Genomic DNA, 19,441 nt, shown 5'->3' on the forward strand with positions numbered 1-19,441 from the left:
ATCTCCCTTGTATCGGTTGTCATGGCGTGGCGGGGTTGCTCCCCGCGCGTTTGATGGCCTTGCGCAGAAATCCGCGCTCGGCTTCAAGGTCTGCCCGTGCCGCATCGGCGTCCTTGCCGGTGATCTGCATGAGGATGGCAAGCTTCACGCTGCCGCCGCTGCGCGCAAGAAGGTCGCGCGCCTCTTCGGCGCCGCATCCCGTAGCCTCCCGCAGGATACCTTCGGCGCGATCGGCGAGCTTGCGGTTCGAGATGGTCACATCGACCATCAGGTTGCCCCATGTCTTGCCGAGCCGGATCATGGCTGCCGTGCTGAGCATGTTGAGCACCATCTTCTGCGCCGTGCCCGATTTCAGCCGGGTCGAGCCGGTCAGGATCTCGGGGCCCACGACGGGTGCGATGGCGATGTCCGCCAGATCGGCGATGAGTGATCCGGGATTGCAGGAAAGCGCGATGGTGCCGGCCCCGACGCCGCGCGCATGGCGAAGTGCGCCCGTGACATAAGGCGTCCTGCCGCTGACGGCGATCCCCACGACCACGTCCCGCGGGTTCAGGTCGATGGCCTCCAGATCGGCCGCGCCCCTCGTGTCGTCATCCTCCGCCGCCTCGATCGACCGGCGCAGCGCGCCATCGCCCCCGGCGATGATCCCGACGACCATGCCGGGCGGAACCGAAAAGGTCGGCGGGCATTCCGAGGCGTCGAGCACGCCAAGCCGCCCGCTTGTCCCTGCACCGATATAGATCAGCCGCCCGCCCGCCTCGAATGCGGTCACGATCCGGTCCACGGCCGCGGCGATGGCGGGCGCCTCGGCGGCAACCGCGTCGGCGACCAGGCGGTCCTCCGCATTCATGCAGGCGATGATCCCGGCCGAAGACATCAGGTCGATACCGGTGGAACGCGGGTTGCGTCCTTCCGAAACGAGCGCACTCAGATCCGGCGAAGCGGAATTGGACACGGCAGCTTTCTCCTCCCCAGGCTGGTGCGACACTGAATTTTGTATTCCTTATTGTCAACATATTTGTGGTACACTATTCCAACACCACGCCGCCGGAGGTTTCACCCTGTCCATCCTCACCGTCATCGAAGCGCATCTGGAGACGCTGACAGCAGGCGAACGCCAGATCGCCGACGCGATCCTCGGCGATCCCGATACCGTCGGCCGCCTGTCCTCGGGCGAACTGGCCCGCGCGGCGGGGCGCAGCCAGTCAAGCGTCGTGAAATTCTGCCAGAAGCTCGGCTTCTCCGGCTATCAGGATCTGCGGCTGGAAATCGCGCGCGCCGCCGCCACCCGCATCGCGCCCCTGGCCGCTGTCCATGGCACGATCGAGGCGGGCGATGACCCGTCGGTGACGGCGCAGAAACTTCTGGCAAGCAAACTGCACGCGATGCAGGAGACGATTGGCGTGAACCCGCCCGCGCAGCTTGACGCAGCGCGCGACACGCTGAATGCGGCCGCGCGCATCCAGCTGTCCGGCGTCGGCGCGTCCTCGCTCGTGGCGCGCGACTTCGCCTACAAGCTTCAGAAACTGGGCGCGCCCGTGTCCTTCGACGCCGACAGCCACATCCAGATGGCCAACGCCGCGACCCTGACACCGCGGGACGCGCTGGTCTCCCTTTCCCAGTCGGGCACCAGCCTCGAAACCCTGCGCATCGCCGAAACCGCGGCCCGGCGCGGAGCGTCCATCGTGACGGTGACGGGGCTTCAGCCGAACCCGCTGGCGGCGCTGGCCAGCACTGCGCTCAGAACCGTCACCGACGAAGAGCGCGTGCGCTCCTCCGCCATCACCTCCCGCGACGCGCAACTGATGATCACCGATCTGCTGTTCCTGCGCCTTGTTCAGGTGCGCGAGGACGCGGCCGATCTCATCAGCGGCGCAGCCGCGGCCGTAGCCCCGCTGAAGCTGTGAGCGGCTCTTGCGATATCGAGGGGACGATCCTGACGCCGGCGGGATGGGTCGCCGGCCGTATCCGCCACGGGGCCCGCATCACCGCGATCGAGGGCACCGCCGTAGAGGTTCCCACACCACCCTTCATTCTGCCGGGTTTCGTTGACTGCCACGTCCATGGCGGCGGCGGCGCCGACATGATGGAGGGGGCGGAGGCAATCGCGATCTCCGCCCGACTCCACGCCCGCCACGGCACGACCGCCTTCTGCCCCACCTCCGTCACAGCGCCTGTCGAACAGACGGAGACCTTTCTCGATGCGCTGGCCGGGGTGATGGCCGATCCGCCCCCCGGGGCGGCGCGGATCCTCGGCGCGCATCTGGAGGGGCCGTTTCTCAACCCCGGAAAGCTCGGTGCGCAGCCGCCCTTCGCGATCCCGGCCGACGCGGAGCTGCTGCGCGACTGGGCGCGGCGGGCGCTGCTGAGGATCGTGACCTTCGCCCCCGAGATGGACCCGGACGGCGCGCTTCACGCAGTGCTCGACGCCCTCGGCATCCGCGCCCAGATCGGCCATTCGCTCTGCGACTATGCGATGGCCCGCGCGGCCTTCGCGAAGGGCGCCGCCGCCACGCATCTGTTCAACGCGATGAGCGGGATCGCCCATCGCGGCAACGGGCTTTGCGGCGCGGCCTTCGCCCATGCAGAGCGCGCCGAGATCATACCCGACCTGATCCATGTGGAGGCCGGCGCCATCCTCGCCGCGCGCCGGGCGATCCCGTATCTGCACGGCGTCACCGACGCGACCGCTGGTGCGGGCATGCCCGATGGACCCTACCGGCTCGGCGGACAGGAGATCGTGAAGGCCGACGGCGCCATGCGCCTGCCCGACGGCACGCTCGCAGGCTCGGCGCTGACCATGGATGTCGCCCTGCGCAACCTTGTCGAGATCGGCCTGCCCCTCGCGGAAGCGGCGCGCCGCCTCTCCACTTTGCCCGCCGACTGGCTCGGCCGGACGGATATCGGCCGCCTCGCGCCGGGCGCCCACGCCGATCTGATCGTCGCGAACGACGCCCTGCGGATCGACCGCGTGGTCATCGGCGGCGAACGGATCGACGGGGTTTCATGAGCTTGGCGCAGTGAGCCCATGGCAAGGCAGGCTCCGGCTGCCTGCCTGCCCGTCTGGTCGCAGCGCAAGACGCCTCAACCTGTCGCCACGCCTGTCGATGACGGCAGAGGGCCGGCCCCCATCCCGAAATGGCTGGGGAGCATCAAACGGAACGTGCGCCCTTGCCGCCTTGCAACTGGGTCGACCACCGCGCTTTGCCGTGCGGCCTGTCCTGCCCGCTTGTGGGCCGCACCGGAAACATGGCATTGCAGGCGGGCAGGATGCGGCCGGGCACATCGATGGCCGCGAAAACGGGGCTTTCCATCATGGCCGAGGCTGGACCGACCGTCGCCACCCAATCGCGCGCCGGATCCGCGGCGATCTGGATGATCGGCGCGATCGTGTCGTTCAGCGCGATGGCGGTGGCCGGGCGCACCGTAACGGTCGAGCTCGATACTTTCGAGTTGATGACCTATCGCTCGGCGGTCAGTCTTGTCCTGGTTCTGGCGATCGGCGGTGTTCTGGGCACTCTGGGTCAGGTCCGGCGGAACAGGCTGGGCCTTCACGCGGTCCGCAACCTGACTCATTTCGCGGGTCAGAACCTCTGGTTTTACGCCATCACGCTGATCCCGCTGGCGCAGGTCTTCGCCCTTGAGTTCACCTCACCGCTTTGGGTCATGCTCCTTGCCGCGCTCTTCCTGGGAGAGCGGTTGACGCTGGTCAAAGCGCTCGCCGGGCTGGCCGGATTCATCGGCATTCTGATCGTGATCCGCCCGGGCAGCGCGCCGATCTCGCCGGGCATGATCGCCGCCGCCATGGCCGCGATCTGCTTTGCGGCCACGGCGATCTTCACCAAGTTCCTGACCCGCACCGAGACGATCACCTGCATCCTCTTCCATCTTGCCGCGATGCAACTGGTCTTCGGTCTTGTCGTCTGCCTGATCGACGGCCAGATGACGTGGCCAAGCCTGGCCATTGCGCCCTGGGTCGTTCTCATCGGGATTGCGGGGCTCACCGCCCATTTCTGCATCACGAAGGCGCTGAGCCTTGCGCCGGCCAGCATCGTCATGCCCATGGACTTCGTTCGCCTGCCCGCCATCGCGATTGTGGGCATGGCCTTTTATGGCGAACCGCTGGACTGGGCCGTGTTTCTTGGCGCGATTTTGATCTTCGCAGCCAACTACGCAAACATCCTAGCAGAGAGCCGCGCGCATCGCCGGCCCGCGCAACTGTAGCAATTCTGACACAATGCCACCCCGACGGATAACGCGGAGCGCCGCTTACGTCAGGGAATATTTGACCGATAACCGCGTGGATCGTGTATCTTTCTTTCGAAGGGGCATTTCACTCTCAGGGAGGAGAGCAATGAAAAACATCGTCGCAGCCAGCGCTGCACTCTTGGCCAGCACTGCAATCGCCAGCGCAGACATCAGCCGCACCGATCAGAGCATGCGCGTTCTTTTCGAGGACGTAGGGCCGAGTGGAAACTACGTCGAGCTCTCGTTTGGCCGGGTACAACCCGAGGCCAATACCCCCACTTTGCCGAACCCGCTGCGTGACTACACGTTGCCTGGTTTTGCATTCCTGCACCGAATGAACGATCAGCTTTCATTTGCCGTCATTTACGATAATCCCTTTGGTGCTGCGGTCGGCTATCCCGGCTTCGCGACTGCGGCACCCGCTGGTCTTCCGTTTTTTGGCGGCAACGCCAATGTGGAAACCGAAGCTCTGACGGTGACCGGGCGCTATGAGTTCGGCAATGGCTTCAGCGTCCACGCCGGATTGCGAGCATTGGAGTCCACCGGTACGATTTATACAGGAGTAAACCCTCCTGCGTTTTCGGAACTGAATGCCTCGTCGAGCGAGCCGGGCCTTGGCTACCTTGTCGGAGCAGCCTATGAGATCCCCGACATCGCTTTGCGCGTTGCGCTGACGTATCACTCCGCGATAGACGTTTCGTTCACGGGCACTGAGGCAACAGTCGATCCGCAAACCGGAGTGGCTTCAGCAACCGTAGACACGGCCTTCGAAGTGGAGTTCCCCGAAAGCATCAATCTTGAATTTCAGTCGGGCATTGCCGAAGACACTCTGCTGTTCGGCTCAATCCGACATGCGTTCTGGGACGGTTTCAACGTCACCACACCTGGCGCCACCGGGGGGCGGTACGTGAATTTTACTTCCGACAGCACAACCTACACGATTGGCGTCGGACGTCGCTTCAACGAAAACTGGTCAGGTTCGATCGCATATACCCATCGTACATCGGGCGCGACACCAAGCGATACGGCGCTATCTCCGACAACCGGCTTGGACTCCATTACACTTGCGGGCCAGTACGAGCAGGACGCGTTCACTGTGTCGGGCGGCATAACATATGGCATGCCTGGCGATCAGGTCGTGAATAGCCTTGCCGGGCCACTGAACTTCGAAGACAACCGTGTGCTTGGTATCGGGTTGCGTGTCGGCTTCCGCTTCTGATCCCAACAAGTCAAAATCTCACCCGCGCGTCGTATTCCGGTCGCGCGGGTTTTCCATGGCGCAACTTCCGGGTCGCAGGCGGCGTGGCAAGCGGCTAGACCGGCGGCATGACCAGCGCCGTCCCCTCGACCCAAACCCTCCGTCTCAGCTACCGTGCATGGGCCGAGATGACGCTACTGGGCGTCATCTGGGGCGCGTCCTTCCTGTCCATCAAGCTTGCCCTGTCCGAAGTGCCGGTCATGACGCTGGTCGCGCATCGGGTGTTCTGGGCCTGCCTGCTGCTTTGGGCCTATGTGATATGGCGGGGCCTGACCGTGCCCCGCAGCCCGCGTATCTGGGGCGCGTTTCTTGTCATGGGGCTTCTCAACAACATCATCCCCTTTTCGCTCATGGCCTGGGGGCAGCAATTCATCGAAACCGGGCTGACATCCATCTTCAATGCGGCCACGGCGGTTTTCGGTGTGCTGGTGGCGGCGATGGTGTTCCGGGATGAACGGCTGACCCTCAGGCGCGGCCTTGGCGTGACCATCGCGTTTTTCGGGGTCGTCGTGGCGATCGGCTTCGAAAGTCTCGCCGATTTCGACATACGCAGCCTGGCCCAACTGGCCATCGTCGCCGGGACACTGTCCTACGCCGTTGCCGCGGCATGGGCGCGGGTGCATCTGGTGGGTCTGCCGCCACAGGTCGCCGCGGCCGGCATGCTCACCGGCGCCTCGCTTGTCATGGTGCCGCTGGCATGGATGATCGACGGGGCGCCGAAGATGCCCACCGATCCGGTCACCTTCGCGGCCATCGGCTATTTCGCGGCCTTCGGCACCGCCATCGCCTACCTGCTCTACTACCGGATCCTCGCGATGGCGGGCAGCGGCAATGCCATGCTTGTCACCCTGCTCATTCCGCCGGTGGCGATCCTGCTTGGTGCCGCCGTGCTTGGAGAACGGCTCGACCCGTCGGCCTTCGCGGGTTTCGCATTGCTGGCCGCCGGGCTGCTGATCCTTGATGGCCGCGCGCTACAGATTTTCCGAAAATCGCCGCCCATCTGAATTTTTGGATGAAGAAGGGCCGCGCGCGCGCTAGGGGTTAGATCTCCACCAGCGGGACACCCCAGATGAGTTTGATCTACGAGACACCCCGGGCCTGGCGCGACGCGCCCGAAAAGCACCTGCTGGTATTCGGGATGTCCGGCCTTGGAAAAACCAGGCTGGCCAGTCTGTTGCGCGCCGATGGGGACTGGTTTCACTACTCCGTCGATTACCGTATCGGCACCGCCTATATGGGCGAACACATTGCCGATAATCTGAAACATATCGCGATGCGGACGCCGTTTCTGGCCGAGCTTCTGAGGTCGGACTCGATCTATATCGGCTCCAACATCACCTTCGACAATCTGGCCCCCCTGTCGACCTTTCTGGGCAAACCGGGCAATCCCGCGAAGGGCGGGTTGCCGCTGGAAGAGTATCAGAGACGTCAGGCCCTGCATCGCCGGGCTGAGATCAACGCGCTTCTGGACACGCCAAGCTTCGTCGCGCGCGCCCGCGATCTCTATGGCTATCCGAACTTCATCTGCGATACCGGCGGATCGATCTGCGAGGTGGTGGACCCGTCCGATCCGGCGGACGAGGTCTTGCGCGCGTTGCAGGCCAACACGCTGATGGTCTGGATCGAAGGCAGCCCCGATCACACGGCCGAGCTGATCCGCCGCTTCGATCAGGCCCCGAAGCCGATGTATTATCAACCCGATTTCCTGATTGGTCAGTGGACCGCATATCTCAGGGAAAACAGTGTCCTGCCGGACGACGTTGACCCCGACGCCTTTGTCCGTTTCGCCTACGCCAAGGCCCTTGCCCATCGCGCGCCGCTCTATCGAGCGATGGCCGAAAACTGGGGCGTGACGGTGGGTGCCGACGAGATCGCCAAGGTCCGTGACGGAAAGGATGCAGTCGAGCTGATCGGGACCGCCCTTGGCAGGCGCAAGCAAAAGGCCTAAATCCAGCCTTCCCAGACCCGTGCCGTTCAGGACCCTTCCGATGCCCATTACCCTGCCAGAGACCCTGCCCGCCTACGCCCAACTGGAACGTGAGGGCGTGATGGTGATGGGCGAAGGGCGCGCCGCGCGGCAGGATATCCGCCCGCTCAGGATCGGGCTTCTGAACCTGATGCCCAGAAAGATCCAGACCGAGACGCAGTTCGCCCGGCTTATCGGGGCCACGCCACTTCAGATCGACCTGAGCCTGATCCGCATGAGCGAGCATCAGACCAAGACCACGGCCGCCGAGCATATGGAGGAGTTTTACCGCCCCTTCGCAGAGGTCGCGGAGAGTGGCGAGAAGTTCGACGGCCTAATCATAACCGGCGCACCGATTGAACATTTGCCTTTTGAAGAAGTAACTTACTGGGAGGAGTTGAAGAAGGTTTTCAACTGGACCCAATCGCATGTGCATTCGACCTTCGGCGTTTGCTGGGGCGGAATGGCGATGATCCACCATTTCCACGGCGTCAGGAAACATATGCTGGCGGACAAGGCATTCGGCTGCTACCGGCATCGTAATCTGGCCCCGGCCTCCCCCTATCTGCGGGGGTTTTCGGATGACGTGCTGATCCCCGTGTCCCGCTGGACGGAAATGCGCGCCGCGGAGGTCGACACGGTGCCCGGCCTCGTCACCTTGATCGGCAGCGATCAGGTCGGCCCCTGCCTGGTGGAGGACGCGGGCCACCGGGCGCTCTATATCTTCAACCATCTGGAATACGACAGCACCACGCTGAAGCAGGAATACGACCGGGATGTCGAAGGCGGCAGCCCGATCACCGTGCCGGTCAACTACTATCCCGAGGATGACCCGACGCGCACACCCACCAATCGCTGGCGCAGCCACGCGCATCTGCTCTATGGCAACTGGATCAATGAGATTTATCAGACGACGAGTTTTGATTTATCGAAGATCGGCACGTAATGGGCTGCTATTGCTGTTCTTTCTGTCGGTCGCAGCGTGTGGCCGGGCCGAGATGAGCGACCCGCACAGCCGTATCATCGAGGTGGCGGGCCGCTCGGTCCATGTCTGGCAGGCGGGCAGCGGCCCGGCCGTCATTCTGCTCCACGGGGCGGGCGGCAATCTGCGGGATTTCACCTTCCGGCTGGCGCCCGATCTGACCGATCGCTACACGGTGATCGCCTTCGACCGGCCCGGCCTCGGCCTGTCGGAAGGGTTGGGCCGGGGGCATGACGGCCCGGCAGAACAAGCCGCCCTCCTGTCTCTCGCGGCGGGACAACTGGGCGTGGGACAAGCGGTGATTGTCGGCCATTCCTACGGGGGCGCGGTGGCCATGGCATGGGCGCTGAACCATCCCGATCAGGCGGCGGGCATTGTCCTCCTGGCGGGGGCCACGCAACCCTGGGAGGGGGGGCTTGGCGCATATTACAGGATCACGGGCTCGGCCCTGGGCGGCGTGACGGCGGTGCCGCTGATCGCCAATCTCACGCCGCGCCGCGCCGCGCTGAACGTCATAGAGCGCATTTTCGCGCCGGACCCGGTTCCGGATGGATACGGCAGCCATATCCGCCCGGAGCTGACCCTGCAAAGCTCGGTCTTGCGCGCCAATGCGCGGCAGGTGAACGACCTTCTGGAACATGTCACCGCCATGGCCCCCAGATATGCAACACTCGATATCCCGGTGGAGATGATCCATGGAAGCGCCGACGACACGGTGCCGCTGAACGTGCATTCGATACCCCTTGCCGCGCAGATGCCCGGCGCCAATCTCACCGTCCTGGAGGGGGTCGGACATATGCCCCACCATGCCGACCCCATGGCGACACTGGATGCAATTGACCGTGTGGCAACCCGCGCCGGATTGCGCTAAGCCACTCCGGGGGCCATATTACCTGTTGAGAGACAACAAAAAACGAGGCGGCGCATGAGCAAACCCTTCGACGGCGCCATCACCCAGTTCTACCGTGAAGCCGCCCCCGAGGCGGTTCGGCTGGCGATTGACACAGCCCATAAGGATGAAATCCTGGACCCGACCTACCCCTACCGCACCCGCATGGACAGGGACGATTACGAAACGCAGTTGAAGGCGTTGCAGATCGAGCTGGTGAAATGCCACGCCTGGATCCGTGACACCGGCAAACGGGTGGCTGTGGTGTTCGAAGGGCGCGATGCGGCCGGCAAGGGCGGGTCGATCAAACGCGTCCGCGAAAACCTGAACCCCCGTGTCGCCAGTGTGGTCGCGCTGTCGAAGCCCACCGACCGGGAAGCCAGCCAATGGTATTTTCAACGCTATATCCACCATTTGCCCGCCGCGGGTGAGATCAGGCTGTTCGATCGCAGCTGGTACAATCGCGGCGTGGTCGAGCATGTGTTCGGCTTTTGCACGCCCGATCAACGGGATGCGTTTTTCCACCAACTACCCGATTTCGAGCAGATGCTGGTGGCCGATGGCATCCATCTTGTGAAGATCTGGCTGAACGTGGGCCGTGCGGAACAGTTGCGGCGGTTCCTCGACCGCGAGAAGGACCCCTTGAAACAGTGGAAACTGAGCTGGATCGATGTCGAGGGGCTGAAGAAATGGGATGATTATTCGGATGCCATCGGCCAGACGCTCAGCCTTGGCCACACCGCCGATGCCCCCTGGACCGTCGTCCGTTCGGACGACAAGCGGCGCGCGCGGCTGGCCGTCATCCGCCGCGTGCTGATCAATCTGCCCTATGACGGACGCAAGGACAAGGTGGTGGACCGCCCAGACCCGGCCATCTGTGGCGGGCCGGAAATGTGGGCCGACCGCGCCTATGCCTAAACGCGGGTATCATCACGGCAACCTGCGCCAGGCGCTGGTTGAGGCCGCGCTTGTGCTGATCGAGCAGAAGGGCCCGAATGGCTGGACCCTGTCGGAGGCTGCGAAGAACGCGGGCGTGACACCAGCGGCCGTCTATCGCCATTTCGAGGGGCGCGAGGACCTGATCGCCGAGGGTGCGCGCCAAGGGCATGAGATTTTCGCCGATCTGATGACCTTTGCCTTCAACGAGGGCAAACCCTCGGCCCTCGCCGCGTTCGAGGCGACGGGCCGGGCATATCTCGCCTTTGCCCGCAAGTATCCCGGCCATTACATGGCGATGTTCGAAAGCGGTTTGTCGGCCAATGAAACCCACGAGCTGGCCGCCGCGGCCGCCAAGTCCCGCGAGGTTCTGGAACGCGCGGCGGAGGCGTTGTCGGAGCATATCCCGCCCGAGAAACGCCCCCCGCCCTCAATGTTCAGCGCACATATCTGGGCGCTCAGCCATGGGGTTGTGGAATTGTTCGCCCGCGGCCGGCCCGGCGGCAATGCGCCCTTCCCGCCCGAGGACCTTCTTGAATCCGGGATCGGCATCTATCTCCGAGGGCTGGGGCTGATCGCACCGGATCAATAGCGGCGAATCCGCCCGCGTCGGATGTGGGGTGCCTGCGCCGATAGCCCGCCGGCCGGCAGAGGCAGGCCGCCCCTACTCCGCCGCTTCGGCCATCGGCGTGCCACCGTTCCGGAACGCGCTCAGCAGGTCTTCGCGCTGCCGGGCGACTTTTTCGGCGTTCTTCTCCTTGACCGGACCAAATCCGCGGATCTGGAGCGGCAACTCCGCCAGTGCCACGGCAATGTCCAGCGTCTGGGGTGTCACGCTCGCCAGCACCTCGTCCATGTCGCGCTCGTATTCCCGGATCAGCGCGCGCTCCATCCGGCGTTCTGCGGTGTATCCGAACGGGTTGAACGGGGTCCCGCGAAGCGGCTTCATCCTGGCGAGGATCTTGTAGCTTGTGCTGATCCAGCTGCCGAATTCCCGCTTCTTCGGGCGGCCCTGCGCATCCTTGCCCGGCAACAGCGGCGGGGCCAGATGATAGGTCAGCTTCAGATCGCCGTCGAATTCGGCGCGCAGCTTGGCCTCCGTGTCCAGATGCAGGCGCGCGACCTCGAACTCGTCCTTGTAGGCCAGCAGCTTGTGATACCCTTTGGCAACCGCCTCCTTCAGGCGCGGATCGGAAATGGGATCGACGCGCTGGCGATAGCGCCTTGCCAGTCGCGCATTCTGATAGCTGGTGAGATGATCGGCGCGAAACGCGATCTTTTCCTCAAGGCTTTTCGGCTTGTCGATCACGTTGGGCCCGTGCAGCGCTGCCACGTCGGCGGGGTTCAGATGCGCCCAACGGCCAAGCTCGAACGCGCGTTTGTTGCGCTCCACCGCCGCACCGTTCAGCTCGATCGCCCGCAAGATGGCCTCATGGCTCAGCGGCACCAGCCCCATCTGCCACGCGGCCCCGAAGGTGATCATGTTGGAATAGATCGAGTCGCCCATCAGAACACGGGCCAGTTCGGTCGCGTCGAACAGGCTCAGGCGCTCGCGAAGGCGCGCTTGAAGAGCGACCTGCAGATCCTTGCCCGGAATGCGGAATTCCGTATTCAGGGTGAAGTCGCCCGTGGTGATTTCATGGCTGTTGACCGCGGCCCCCGTGCGCCCCGTCGTCATCAGCCCAAGCGTTTTCGCCCCGGCCGAGACAACCAGATCCCCGCCGATAATGGCATGGGCTTCCCCGGTTGCGACGCGGATCGCGCTGATATCCTCGGGCCGTTCCGCCAGACGCAGATGGATATGGACCGCGCCGCCCTTCTGGGCCAGCCCCGCCATTTCGATCATGCCGGCGCCCTTGCCGTCGATCTGCGCGGCCTGCGCCATCACGGCCCCGATAGTAACGACCCCGGTGCCACCCACGCCGGTGACCACGATGTTGTGGGTTCCCTCGATCTCGGGCAGATCGGGCATCGGTAAGGTGCCCACATCGACCTCGGCGGTGGCCTGTTTCTTCACCTTCGCCCCCTGCACCGTCACGAAGGACGGGCAGAAGCCTTTGACGCAACTGAAATCCTTGTTGCAGGTGGATTGATCGATCGCCCGCTTCCGGCCCAGTTCGGTGTCCACCGGGACGATCGAGACACAGTTGGACTGCACCCCGCAATCGCCGCAGCCCTCGCAGACATCGGTATTGATGAAGACGCGCTTGTCGATATCGGGAAACGTGCCCCGCTTGCGGCGGCGGCGTTTTTCGGCGGCACAGGTCTGGATGAAAATGATCGCCGAGACGCCGTCGACCTCTTTCATCCGGTTCTGCACATTCATCAGCTCATCCCGCGGATACCTCGGCAGGCCCTTCGGAAAGCCAGAGAAATCAATGTCTTCCTTGGGGTCGTAGACAAGCGCGATCTCCTTCACGCCCATCGCGACCAGCTCATGGGCGATCTGCTGCGGGCTCAGGTCGCCTTCGTTGTCCTGCCCGCCGGTCATCGCGACCGCGTCGTTATAGAGGATCTTGTATGTGATGTTGGTCTTTGCCGCCAGGGCGGCGCGGATCGCCAGAATGCCGGAATGGTTATAGGTGCCTTCGCCCAGGTTCTGGAACACATGGGGTCGGGTGGAAAACGGCGCCTCGCCCACCCAGTTCACGCCCTCGGCGCCCATATGGGTGTAGCCTTCGGTGGAGCGGTCCATCCAGAGCGCCATCACATGGCAGCCGATCCCGGCCCCCGCGCGGGAGCCGTCGGGCACCTTGGTCGATGTGTTATGCGGGCAGCCCGAACAGAACCACGGGGTGCGCTGCGCCAGATCGGGGGCGTTGTCGGCGCGGCGCGCCTCGATGATATTGGCAATGCCGGCCTCGATGCGGTCCGTGCGCCGTCCTTCCTCGATCAGGATGTTGCCCAGTTTCTCCGCGATATCCAGCGGGTCCAGCGCATAGTGGGACGGGAACAGGATCGGCCCCCCGCCACCTTTCTTGTATCCGTAGACCCTGCGCCCGCGCCGGTCGTCGAAGATTGCTTCCTTGACCTGCACCTCGATCAGTTTGCGCTTCTCCTCCACCACCACGATCAGATCCAGCCCCTCGGCCCAATCATGCAGCCCCTTCATGTCCATCGGCCATGTCTGTCCCACCTTGTAGGTGGTGACGCCAAGCCGCTCCGCCTCGGCGTGATCGATACCCAAAAGCTCAAGCGCATGGACCAGATCCAGCCAGTTCTTGCCGGCGGCCACGAAGCCGATCTTGGCGCCCGGCTTGCCAAGCACGCGCTTGTCCATGCCGTTGACATGGGAAAACGCCTCCGCCGCGAAGCGCTTGTATTCCAGAAGCCGCTTTTCCTGATCGATCCAGTGATCGTTCAGCCGGATATTCAGGCCCCCCGGCGGCATCTCGAATTCCGGTGTCACGAACTGCATCCGGTCGGGACGGCCATCCACCACGCCCGTAGCCTCCACCGTGTCCTTCATCACCTTCAGGCCGACCCAAACCCCGGCAAACCGGCTGAGCGCAAAGCCGTAATGGCCGAAGTCGAGGATCTCCTGGACACCCGCGGGGCTCAGCACCGGCATATGCACATCGACAAGCGCCCAGTCCGACTGGTGGCAGGTGGTGGAGCTTTCGCCGGTATGGTCATCGCCCATCGCCATCAGCACACCGCCATGCTTCGAGGTGCCGGCCATGTTCACATGGCGCATCGCATCGCCGGACCGGTCGACGCCGGGGCCCTTGCCGTACCACAGGCCAAAGACGCCGTCATACTTGCCCTCGCCGCGCAGTTCGGCCTGCTGGCTGCCCCAGAGCGCGGTTGCGGCAAGGTCTTCGTTCAGACCGGGTTGAAACAGGATATCGGACGCTTCGAGATGCTTCTTCGCGCGCGCCATCTGGAGGTCGACCGCGCCAAGCGGAGAGCCGCGATAGCCCGTCACATACCCGCCGGTATTCAGCCCCGCGGCCCTGTCGCGCGCCTTCTGGGCGATCATCAGACGGACAAGCGCCTGCGTACCATTCAGCAGGACCGGCGATTTGCTCAGATCGAACCGATCCTCCAACGACACCTGTCTGATACCCATGCGATGCTCCCCCCAGAAAACGATGCGGTTGCAACAAGTATAGGTCAAAAGTGCTGACCTGAAAACTGTTTTCTTTTTGCCCCCGATTCAGTTGTTGGTTGCAAGAGTTCGCCAAGCGTCTATGTCTCTGCCAGCACATTCATGTTGGCGCAAACACGCAACCGGGAGACGGGTCAGATGGACTGGGACAAGCTGCGGATTTTCCACGCCGTGGCGGATGCCGGCAGCCTGACCCACGCGGGCGACGCGCTGCATCTCAGTCAGTCGGCCGTCAGCCGGCAGATCCGCGCGCTGGAAGAAAGCCTGAACACGACGCTGTTCCACCGCCATGCGCGGGGGCTGATTCTGACCGAACAGGGTGAGCTTCTGTTCGATGCCACGCGTTCCATGACCAAGCGGCTGGACGCCGCGGCGGCCCGTATCCGCGACAGCGAAGAGGAAGTGTTCGGCGAGCTGCGCGTGACGACCACCATCGGGTTCGGGTCACTCTGGCTGGCGCCGCGCCTGCCGCAGCTATATGCTAAGTATCCCCATCTGAAGATCGACCTGATGCTAGAGGAGCGCCTGCTGGACCTTCCCATGCGCGAGGCCGATGTGGCGATCCGGATGAAGGAACCCTCGCAGGCCGATCTTATCCGCCGCCGTCTGATGACGATCAATATGCGCCTCTACGCGTCACCGCGCTATCTCGCGGCGAATGGAACGCCAGAATCGTTGGACGATATGGGCACTCATCGCCTGATCAGCCAAAACACCCAAAGCGCGCAGGTCAGTGCAGGCGCCACCCTTGTCCGGGAGCTGATGTCTCACGAGATCGGGAGCTTTCTGACGGTCAACAACTATTTCGGCGTTCTTCAGGGCGTGATCCACGACCTTGGGATCGGCGTATTGCCCGATTATCTGGCGCAGGATTTCCCGGAGCTTGTCCATGTTCTACCCGATGTCGAAAGCAACGAAGTTCCTGTTTTTCTGGCCTATCCCGAAGAGCTTCGCCAATCGAAACGGATCGAGGTGTTCCGCGATTTCGTCACCGAAGAGGTGATCGCCTACCGCCGGCGCAAGCGCGATTCCGCCGAGGCGGACGCCCAGTAATCTGTGGGCTATGCGCCACAGACATAGCAGGAATGCGGCAGCGCGGCGCGAAAGCCCTTGATCGTTCTCATTGTGCTGACTAATTGAGCAATAGTGGATGGCGAAGAGCAATCGACGTTATCCCTACCTCCCTGTTGGACTTTGGCCGAGATTCGTCTCGGCCTTTTTTTTGCGAATGGGGTGCCGGATGAATACGCCCGATGTGGAAACGAACCCGAAGGGACCCGTGGACTGGACCGCAATCCACGGGCTTCTGAGCTTGAGTTTCCGTTCCATGGAGGGCCGGATCGATCCGCCCTCCTCCCTCAAGGCCATGGCGCCCGACACGCTCCGGATCAAGGCCGAGACGGAGGACCTTTTCCTGATCCGCGCGGGCGAGGCGCCAATTGCCTGCCTCTTTGGCCATGGCACGCCGCCCGTCTACCAGCTATCGAAACTCGCGGTACATCCCGATCATGCGCGGCAGGGCCTTGCCCGCCGCCTGATCGACGCCGCCGCGCGAAAGGCCGCCGGAACCTGCACGACGCTCCGCCTTCAGACCCGCATCGAGCTTGTCGAAAACCATGCCACCTTCCGTGCCCTTGGCTTCAGCCGGTCCGGAAGCAGCAGCCATCCGGGCTTCGACCGGCCCACCAGCGTCATCTTTACCCGCCCGATTGCCGCCGGATAGGCCTTCCCCCTTCCCTGCCCTTGGCCTAAAGACAGGCGCAAACACGTCTTGGGGGACACACGCCAGATGCAAGAACCGGCCATCACGCCCGACCTGATCGCCAAACATGGACTCAGCGCCGAGGAATACGACCGTATTCTGGAGATCATCGGGCGCGAGCCGTCCTTCACCGAGCTTGGTATCTTCTCGGCGATGTGGAACGAACATTGCTCCTACAAATCCTCCAAGAAATGGCTGCGCACCCTGCCGACGGAAGGCCCGCAGGTCATTTGCGGCCCGGGCGAGAATGCGGGCGTCGTCGATATCGGCGACGGGCAGGCCGTGGTCTTCAAGATGGAGAGCCACAACCACCCCAGCTATATCGAGCCCTACCAGGGGGCGGCCACGGGCGTGGGCGGCATCCTGCGGGATGTCTTCACCATGGGCGCCCGGCCCATCGCGGCGATGAACGCGCTCAGCTTCGGCAGCCCCGATCACCCGAAAACCCGGCAGCTTGTTCACGGGGTCGTCGAGGGCATCGGCGGCTATGGCAACTGTTTCGGTGTGCCCACCGTGGGCGGAGAGGTGCGTTTTCATCCCGCCTATAACGGCAATTGTCTGGTCAATGCCTTCGCCGCCGGTCTCGCCGATGCGGACAAGATATTCTATTCCGCCGCTTCGGGCGTGGGCATGCCGGTCGTCTATCTGGGCGCCAAGACCGGCCGGGATGGCGTGGGCGGGGCAACCATGGCGTCGGCCGAGTTCGACGACACGATCGAGGAAAAGCGCCCCACCGTCCAGGTGGGCGACCCGTTCACGGAAAAACGCCTGCTGGAGGCCTGTCTGGAGCTGATGCAGACCGGCGCGGTGATCTCGATCCAGGATATGGGCGCGGCCGGGCTGACCTGTTCGGCGGTCGAAATGGGCGACAAGGGGCGGCTTGGCATCAAGCTGGAGCTGGACCGCGTGCCGGTGCGCGAAGACGCGATGAGTGCCTATGAGATGATGCTGAGCGAAAGCCAGGAACGCATGCTCATGGTGCTGAACCCGGAGCTTGAGGCGGAGGCCAAGGCCGTTTTCGAGAAATGGGATCTCGACTTCGCCGTCGTGGGCGAAACCATCGCCGAGGATCGCTTCCTGATCCTGCATGGCAACGCGGTGAAGGCCGATCTGCCGCTGTCGAAACTGGCCTCCACCGCGCCGGAATACGACCGCCCATGGGTGGAGACGCCCGCCCCCGGCGAACTGGCCCCTATCCCCGAGATCGACCCGATTGACGGGCTGCGCGCGCTGATCGCGTCGCCGAACTACGCGGCCAAGCAATGGGTCTACGAGCAATACGACTCCATGGTCATGGCCGATACGATCCGCAATCCGGGCCTTGGCGCGGGCGTGGTTCGCGTGCACGGGACCAACAAGGCGCTTGCCTTCACCAGCGATGTGACGCCGCGCTATGTCAAAGCCAACCCGGTGGAGGGCGGAAAGCAGGCCGTGGCCGAGGCCTATCGCAACCTGACCGCAGTGGGCGCTGTGCCGCTGGCCACCACCGACAACATGAATTTCGGCAATCCCGAAAAGCCCGAGATCATGGGCCAGTTCGTGGGCGCGATCAGGGGTATCGGGGCCGCCTGCGCCGCGCTTGACATGCCGATCGTGTCGGGCAACGTCTCGCTTTACAACGAAACGGACGGTCAAGGCATCCTGCCCACCCCGACCATCGGGGCCGTGGGCTTGCTGACATCAGCCGATGACCTGATTGACGGGCTGCCGCGCGACGGGCATCTGGCCCTCGTTCTGGGCGAAACCCGTGGCCATCTGGGGCAATCGGCGCTTCTGGCGGAGGTTTTCCACCGCGAGGAAGGCGATGCGCCGGCCGTGGATCTGGAGGCCGAACGGCGCAATGGAGACTTCATCCGCGCCCATCGCGAATGGATCGACGCCTGCACCGATCTTTCCGATGGCGGGCTGGCATTGGCCGCTTTCGAGCTGGCCGAGGCCGCGGGCGTGGGTGTCACGCTCGATGCCGGGGACACGCCCGCATTGTTCGGCGAGGATCAGGCGCGATATCTGATCTCCTGTTCCTATGACAAGGCCGAAGCGCTGATGGTGGCCGCCGGTCAGGCGGGTGTGGCACTGGCCACCGTGGGCCGGTTTGGGGGCGACAGGGTCTGGATGGGCGGCTCCGAGGCTCCACTTGCCGATCTCTCCGCGCTCTATCGCGGCGCCTTTGCCGAGGTCTTTGCCTGATCCGGATATGCATCGGATGTGTATGGGATGTGCATCTATTGTGCATACCCAATTCCGTTCCTTCACCTTGCGTCGCCGGGCGCGCCTCTCTACATTCACAAGTGAAACAGTCAAGGATACACGATGGCCATCACCGCCCATGATATCGAAGCGCTGATCCGCGAAAGCTTCCCCAATGCCCATGTGATCGTCCAGGGCGATGACGGCGCCCATTTTGCCGCCGAAGTGATCGATGAAAGCTTCAAGGGCATGAACCGCGTCCAGCAGCAACGCGCGGTTTACGCGGCACTGAAAGGCAAGATGGACGGCTCGGCGGGCGAGTTACACGCCTTGGCTTTGACCACCAAGGCCCCGGAGTAAATGGAAAATATTCCACCAGAATACACCGGCACGTCGGAATACGCCTTCACCGCGGCAGAGATGGCCCCCTATCTCTATGGTGCCCTCGTAGTCCTGACGATACTCGGAGTGATCGGCATTGTACGGTCCACGCTGCGACGCCACGCGATACCGCGTCGGCGGCAGCGGGGCACAGCACCTGGTGACGGTGACACCACTCTACACACATCCATGGGGTCGTCACAGAGTTGGGGTGCGGGCCATGCCTCCCGGAGCTGGCGTGTGACGAAGGATCCCCAACGCTACGCCAAGGCCTTCGTGCCAGGAAGAAAACGATAAGGATATCAATGCGATGAGCGCAGAAGATCAGATCAAAGAGACCGTAACCTCCAACGATGTGGTGCTGTTCATGAAGGGCACCAAATCCATGCCGCAATGCGGGTTTTCCTCCCGCGTGGCCGGGGTACTGAATTTCATGGGCGTCGATTTTGCCGATGTGAATGTGCTCGCCGATGAAGAAATCCGTCAGGGCATCAAGGAGTACTCCGACTGGCCCACCATCCCGCAGCTTTACGTCAAGGGCGAGTTCGTGGGCGGCTGCGATATCATCACCGAGATGACGCTCTCCGGTGAACTGGACCAGCTTTTCGAGAAGGAAGGCGTTTCCTACGACAAAGAGGCCGCAGACAAGATCCGCGAAGCCAACGCCTGAGCGGCGCGCCGTCCGGGGCACGCCCATCGGGCGCCACGGGATATGCATGAC

At 63.6% G+C, this 19,441-nt stretch carries 17 protein-coding genes; 15 read left to right on the forward strand and 2 right to left on the reverse strand.

Annotated features, from left to right (window positions below; genetic code table 11):
• Positions 1 to 19: 19 nt before the first annotated feature.
• Entirely contained in the window at positions 20 to 955 is a 936-nt protein-coding gene (gene murQ, locus ACQ651_RS07045; RefSeq protein ID WP_430448891.1) for an N-acetylmuramic acid 6-phosphate etherase, read from the reverse strand.
• Here murQ and ACQ651_RS07050 point away from each other — a divergent pair.
• The 10 genes from ACQ651_RS07050 to ACQ651_RS07095 all read left to right on the forward strand — a co-directional run bounded on the left by ACQ651_RS07050 (position 948) and on the right by ACQ651_RS07095 (position 10,871).
• Positions 948 to 1,907, forward strand: coding sequence for a MurR/RpiR family transcriptional regulator (locus ACQ651_RS07050; protein ID WP_227286076.1), 960 nt, complete (start codon positions 948 to 950; stop codon positions 1,905 to 1,907). The two genes, murQ and ACQ651_RS07050, sit on opposite strands and share 8 nt — an antisense overlap.
• The gene (locus tag ACQ651_RS07055; RefSeq protein ID WP_430448892.1) at positions 1,904 to 3,010 is read left to right on the forward strand and encodes an N-acetylglucosamine-6-phosphate deacetylase; all 1,107 of its coding nucleotides are present in this window, start codon (positions 1,904 to 1,906) and stop codon (positions 3,008 to 3,010) included. The genes ACQ651_RS07050 and ACQ651_RS07055 overlap by 4 nt, the downstream gene beginning before the upstream one ends.
• 305 nt (positions 3,011 to 3,315) lie before the next feature.
• Complete coding sequence (locus ACQ651_RS07060) at positions 3,316 to 4,224, forward strand: DMT family transporter (protein WP_430450314.1); 909 nt, start codon at positions 3,316 to 3,318, stop codon at positions 4,222 to 4,224.
• Positions 4,225 to 4,354: 130 nt separating this feature from the next.
• Positions 4,355 to 5,467, forward strand: coding sequence for an OmpP1/FadL family transporter (locus ACQ651_RS07065; protein WP_430448893.1), 1,113 nt, complete (start codon positions 4,355 to 4,357; stop codon positions 5,465 to 5,467).
• Between the two features lie 107 nt (positions 5,468 to 5,574).
• A complete protein-coding gene (locus tag ACQ651_RS07070) occupies positions 5,575 to 6,510 on the forward strand; it encodes a DMT family transporter (protein ID WP_430448894.1) in 936 nt (311 codons plus the stop codon).
• 71 nt (positions 6,511 to 6,581) lie between these two features.
• Positions 6,582 to 7,454 (forward strand): ATPase, encoded by an 873-nt coding sequence (locus tag ACQ651_RS07075; RefSeq protein WP_430450315.1) that lies wholly within the window; start codon positions 6,582 to 6,584, stop codon positions 7,452 to 7,454.
• 40 nt (positions 7,455 to 7,494) lie between these two features.
• Positions 7,495 to 8,418, forward strand: coding sequence for a homoserine O-succinyltransferase (locus tag ACQ651_RS07080; protein WP_227286084.1), 924 nt, complete (start codon positions 7,495 to 7,497; stop codon positions 8,416 to 8,418).
• A gap of 52 nt (positions 8,419 to 8,470) precedes the next feature.
• Positions 8,471 to 9,325, forward strand: coding sequence for an alpha/beta fold hydrolase (locus ACQ651_RS07085; protein WP_227286086.1), 855 nt, complete (start codon positions 8,471 to 8,473; stop codon positions 9,323 to 9,325).
• A 54-nt stretch (positions 9,326 to 9,379) separates the two neighbouring features.
• Positions 9,380 to 10,261 carry a polyphosphate kinase 2 gene (gene ppk2 / locus ACQ651_RS07090; protein WP_430448895.1) on the forward strand — a complete coding sequence of 294 codons (882 nt, stop codon included), beginning with the start codon at positions 9,380 to 9,382 and terminating at the stop codon, positions 10,259 to 10,261.
• Positions 10,254 to 10,871 (forward strand): TetR/AcrR family transcriptional regulator, encoded by a 618-nt coding sequence (locus ACQ651_RS07095; protein ID WP_121898753.1) that lies wholly within the window; start codon positions 10,254 to 10,256, stop codon positions 10,869 to 10,871. The genes ppk2 and ACQ651_RS07095 overlap by 8 nt, the downstream gene beginning before the upstream one ends.
• A 72-nt stretch (positions 10,872 to 10,943) precedes the next feature.
• Here ACQ651_RS07095 and ACQ651_RS07100 read toward each other — a convergent pair whose 3' ends face one another.
• On the reverse strand, positions 10,944 to 14,351 hold the full coding sequence (locus ACQ651_RS07100; RefSeq protein ID WP_430448896.1) for an indolepyruvate ferredoxin oxidoreductase family protein: 3,408 nt from the start codon (positions 14,349 to 14,351) through the stop codon (positions 10,944 to 10,946).
• A gap of 177 nt (positions 14,352 to 14,528) precedes the next feature.
• Here ACQ651_RS07100 and ACQ651_RS07105 point away from each other — a divergent pair, with 177 nt between their 5' ends.
• From ACQ651_RS07105 to grxD, 5 genes are all read left to right on the forward strand, one after another.
• On the forward strand, positions 14,529 to 15,443 hold the full coding sequence (locus tag ACQ651_RS07105) for a LysR family transcriptional regulator (protein ID WP_121898860.1): 915 nt from the start codon (positions 14,529 to 14,531) through the stop codon (positions 15,441 to 15,443).
• Positions 15,444 to 15,630: 187 nt separating this feature from the next.
• A complete protein-coding gene (locus tag ACQ651_RS07110; RefSeq protein ID WP_430448897.1) occupies positions 15,631 to 16,113 on the forward strand; it encodes a GNAT family N-acetyltransferase in 483 nt (160 codons plus the stop codon).
• Positions 16,114 to 16,179: 66 nt separating this feature from the next.
• Entirely contained in the window at positions 16,180 to 18,339 is a 2,160-nt protein-coding gene (purL, locus tag ACQ651_RS07115) for a phosphoribosylformylglycinamidine synthase subunit PurL (protein ID WP_430448898.1), read from the forward strand.
• Between the two features lie 123 nt (positions 18,340 to 18,462).
• A complete protein-coding gene (locus ACQ651_RS07120) occupies positions 18,463 to 18,699 on the forward strand; it encodes a BolA/IbaG family iron-sulfur metabolism protein (protein WP_375552472.1) in 237 nt (78 codons plus the stop codon).
• Positions 18,700 to 19,030: 331 nt separating this feature from the next.
• Complete coding sequence (gene grxD / locus ACQ651_RS07125; RefSeq protein WP_375552474.1) at positions 19,031 to 19,390, forward strand: Grx4 family monothiol glutaredoxin; 360 nt, start codon at positions 19,031 to 19,033, stop codon at positions 19,388 to 19,390.
• The last annotated feature ends 51 nt before the right edge of the window (positions 19,391 to 19,441 follow it).

This window comes from Rhodophyticola sp. (genome assembly GCF_965284195.1).
Classification (GTDB): domain Bacteria; phylum Pseudomonadota; class Alphaproteobacteria; order Rhodobacterales; family Rhodobacteraceae; genus Rhodophyticola.

Excerpts from the sequence above, each read along its gene's own strand:
- ACQ651_RS07060 (WP_430450314.1), top strand. The coding sequence starts at position 3,316 with ATGGCCGAGGCTGGACCGACCGTCGCCACCCAATCGCGCGCCGGATCC.
- ACQ651_RS07065 (WP_430448893.1), top strand. The coding sequence starts at position 4,355 with ATGAAAAACATCGTCGCAGCCAGCGCTGCACTCTTGGCCAGCACTGCA.
- ACQ651_RS07070 (WP_430448894.1), top strand. The coding sequence starts at position 5,575 with ATGACCAGCGCCGTCCCCTCGACCCAAACCCTCCGTCTCAGCTACCGT.
- ACQ651_RS07080 (WP_227286084.1), top strand. The coding sequence starts at position 7,495 with ATGCCCATTACCCTGCCAGAGACCCTGCCCGCCTACGCCCAACTGGAA.
- ACQ651_RS07085 (WP_227286086.1), top strand. The coding sequence starts at position 8,471 with ATGAGCGACCCGCACAGCCGTATCATCGAGGTGGCGGGCCGCTCGGTC.
- ppk2 (WP_430448895.1), top strand. The coding sequence starts at position 9,380 with ATGAGCAAACCCTTCGACGGCGCCATCACCCAGTTCTACCGTGAAGCC.
- ACQ651_RS07095 (WP_121898753.1), top strand. The coding sequence starts at position 10,254 with ATGCCTAAACGCGGGTATCATCACGGCAACCTGCGCCAGGCGCTGGTT.
- ACQ651_RS07100 (WP_430448896.1), bottom strand. The coding sequence starts at position 14,351 with ATGGGTATCAGACAGGTGTCGTTGGAGGATCGGTTCGATCTGAGCAAA.
- ACQ651_RS07105 (WP_121898860.1), top strand. The coding sequence starts at position 14,529 with ATGGACTGGGACAAGCTGCGGATTTTCCACGCCGTGGCGGATGCCGGC.
- ACQ651_RS07110 (WP_430448897.1), top strand. The coding sequence starts at position 15,631 with ATGAATACGCCCGATGTGGAAACGAACCCGAAGGGACCCGTGGACTGG.
- purL (WP_430448898.1), top strand. The coding sequence starts at position 16,180 with ATGCAAGAACCGGCCATCACGCCCGACCTGATCGCCAAACATGGACTC.
- ACQ651_RS07120 (WP_375552472.1), top strand. The coding sequence starts at position 18,463 with ATGGCCATCACCGCCCATGATATCGAAGCGCTGATCCGCGAAAGCTTC.
- grxD (WP_375552474.1), top strand. The coding sequence starts at position 19,031 with ATGAGCGCAGAAGATCAGATCAAAGAGACCGTAACCTCCAACGATGTG.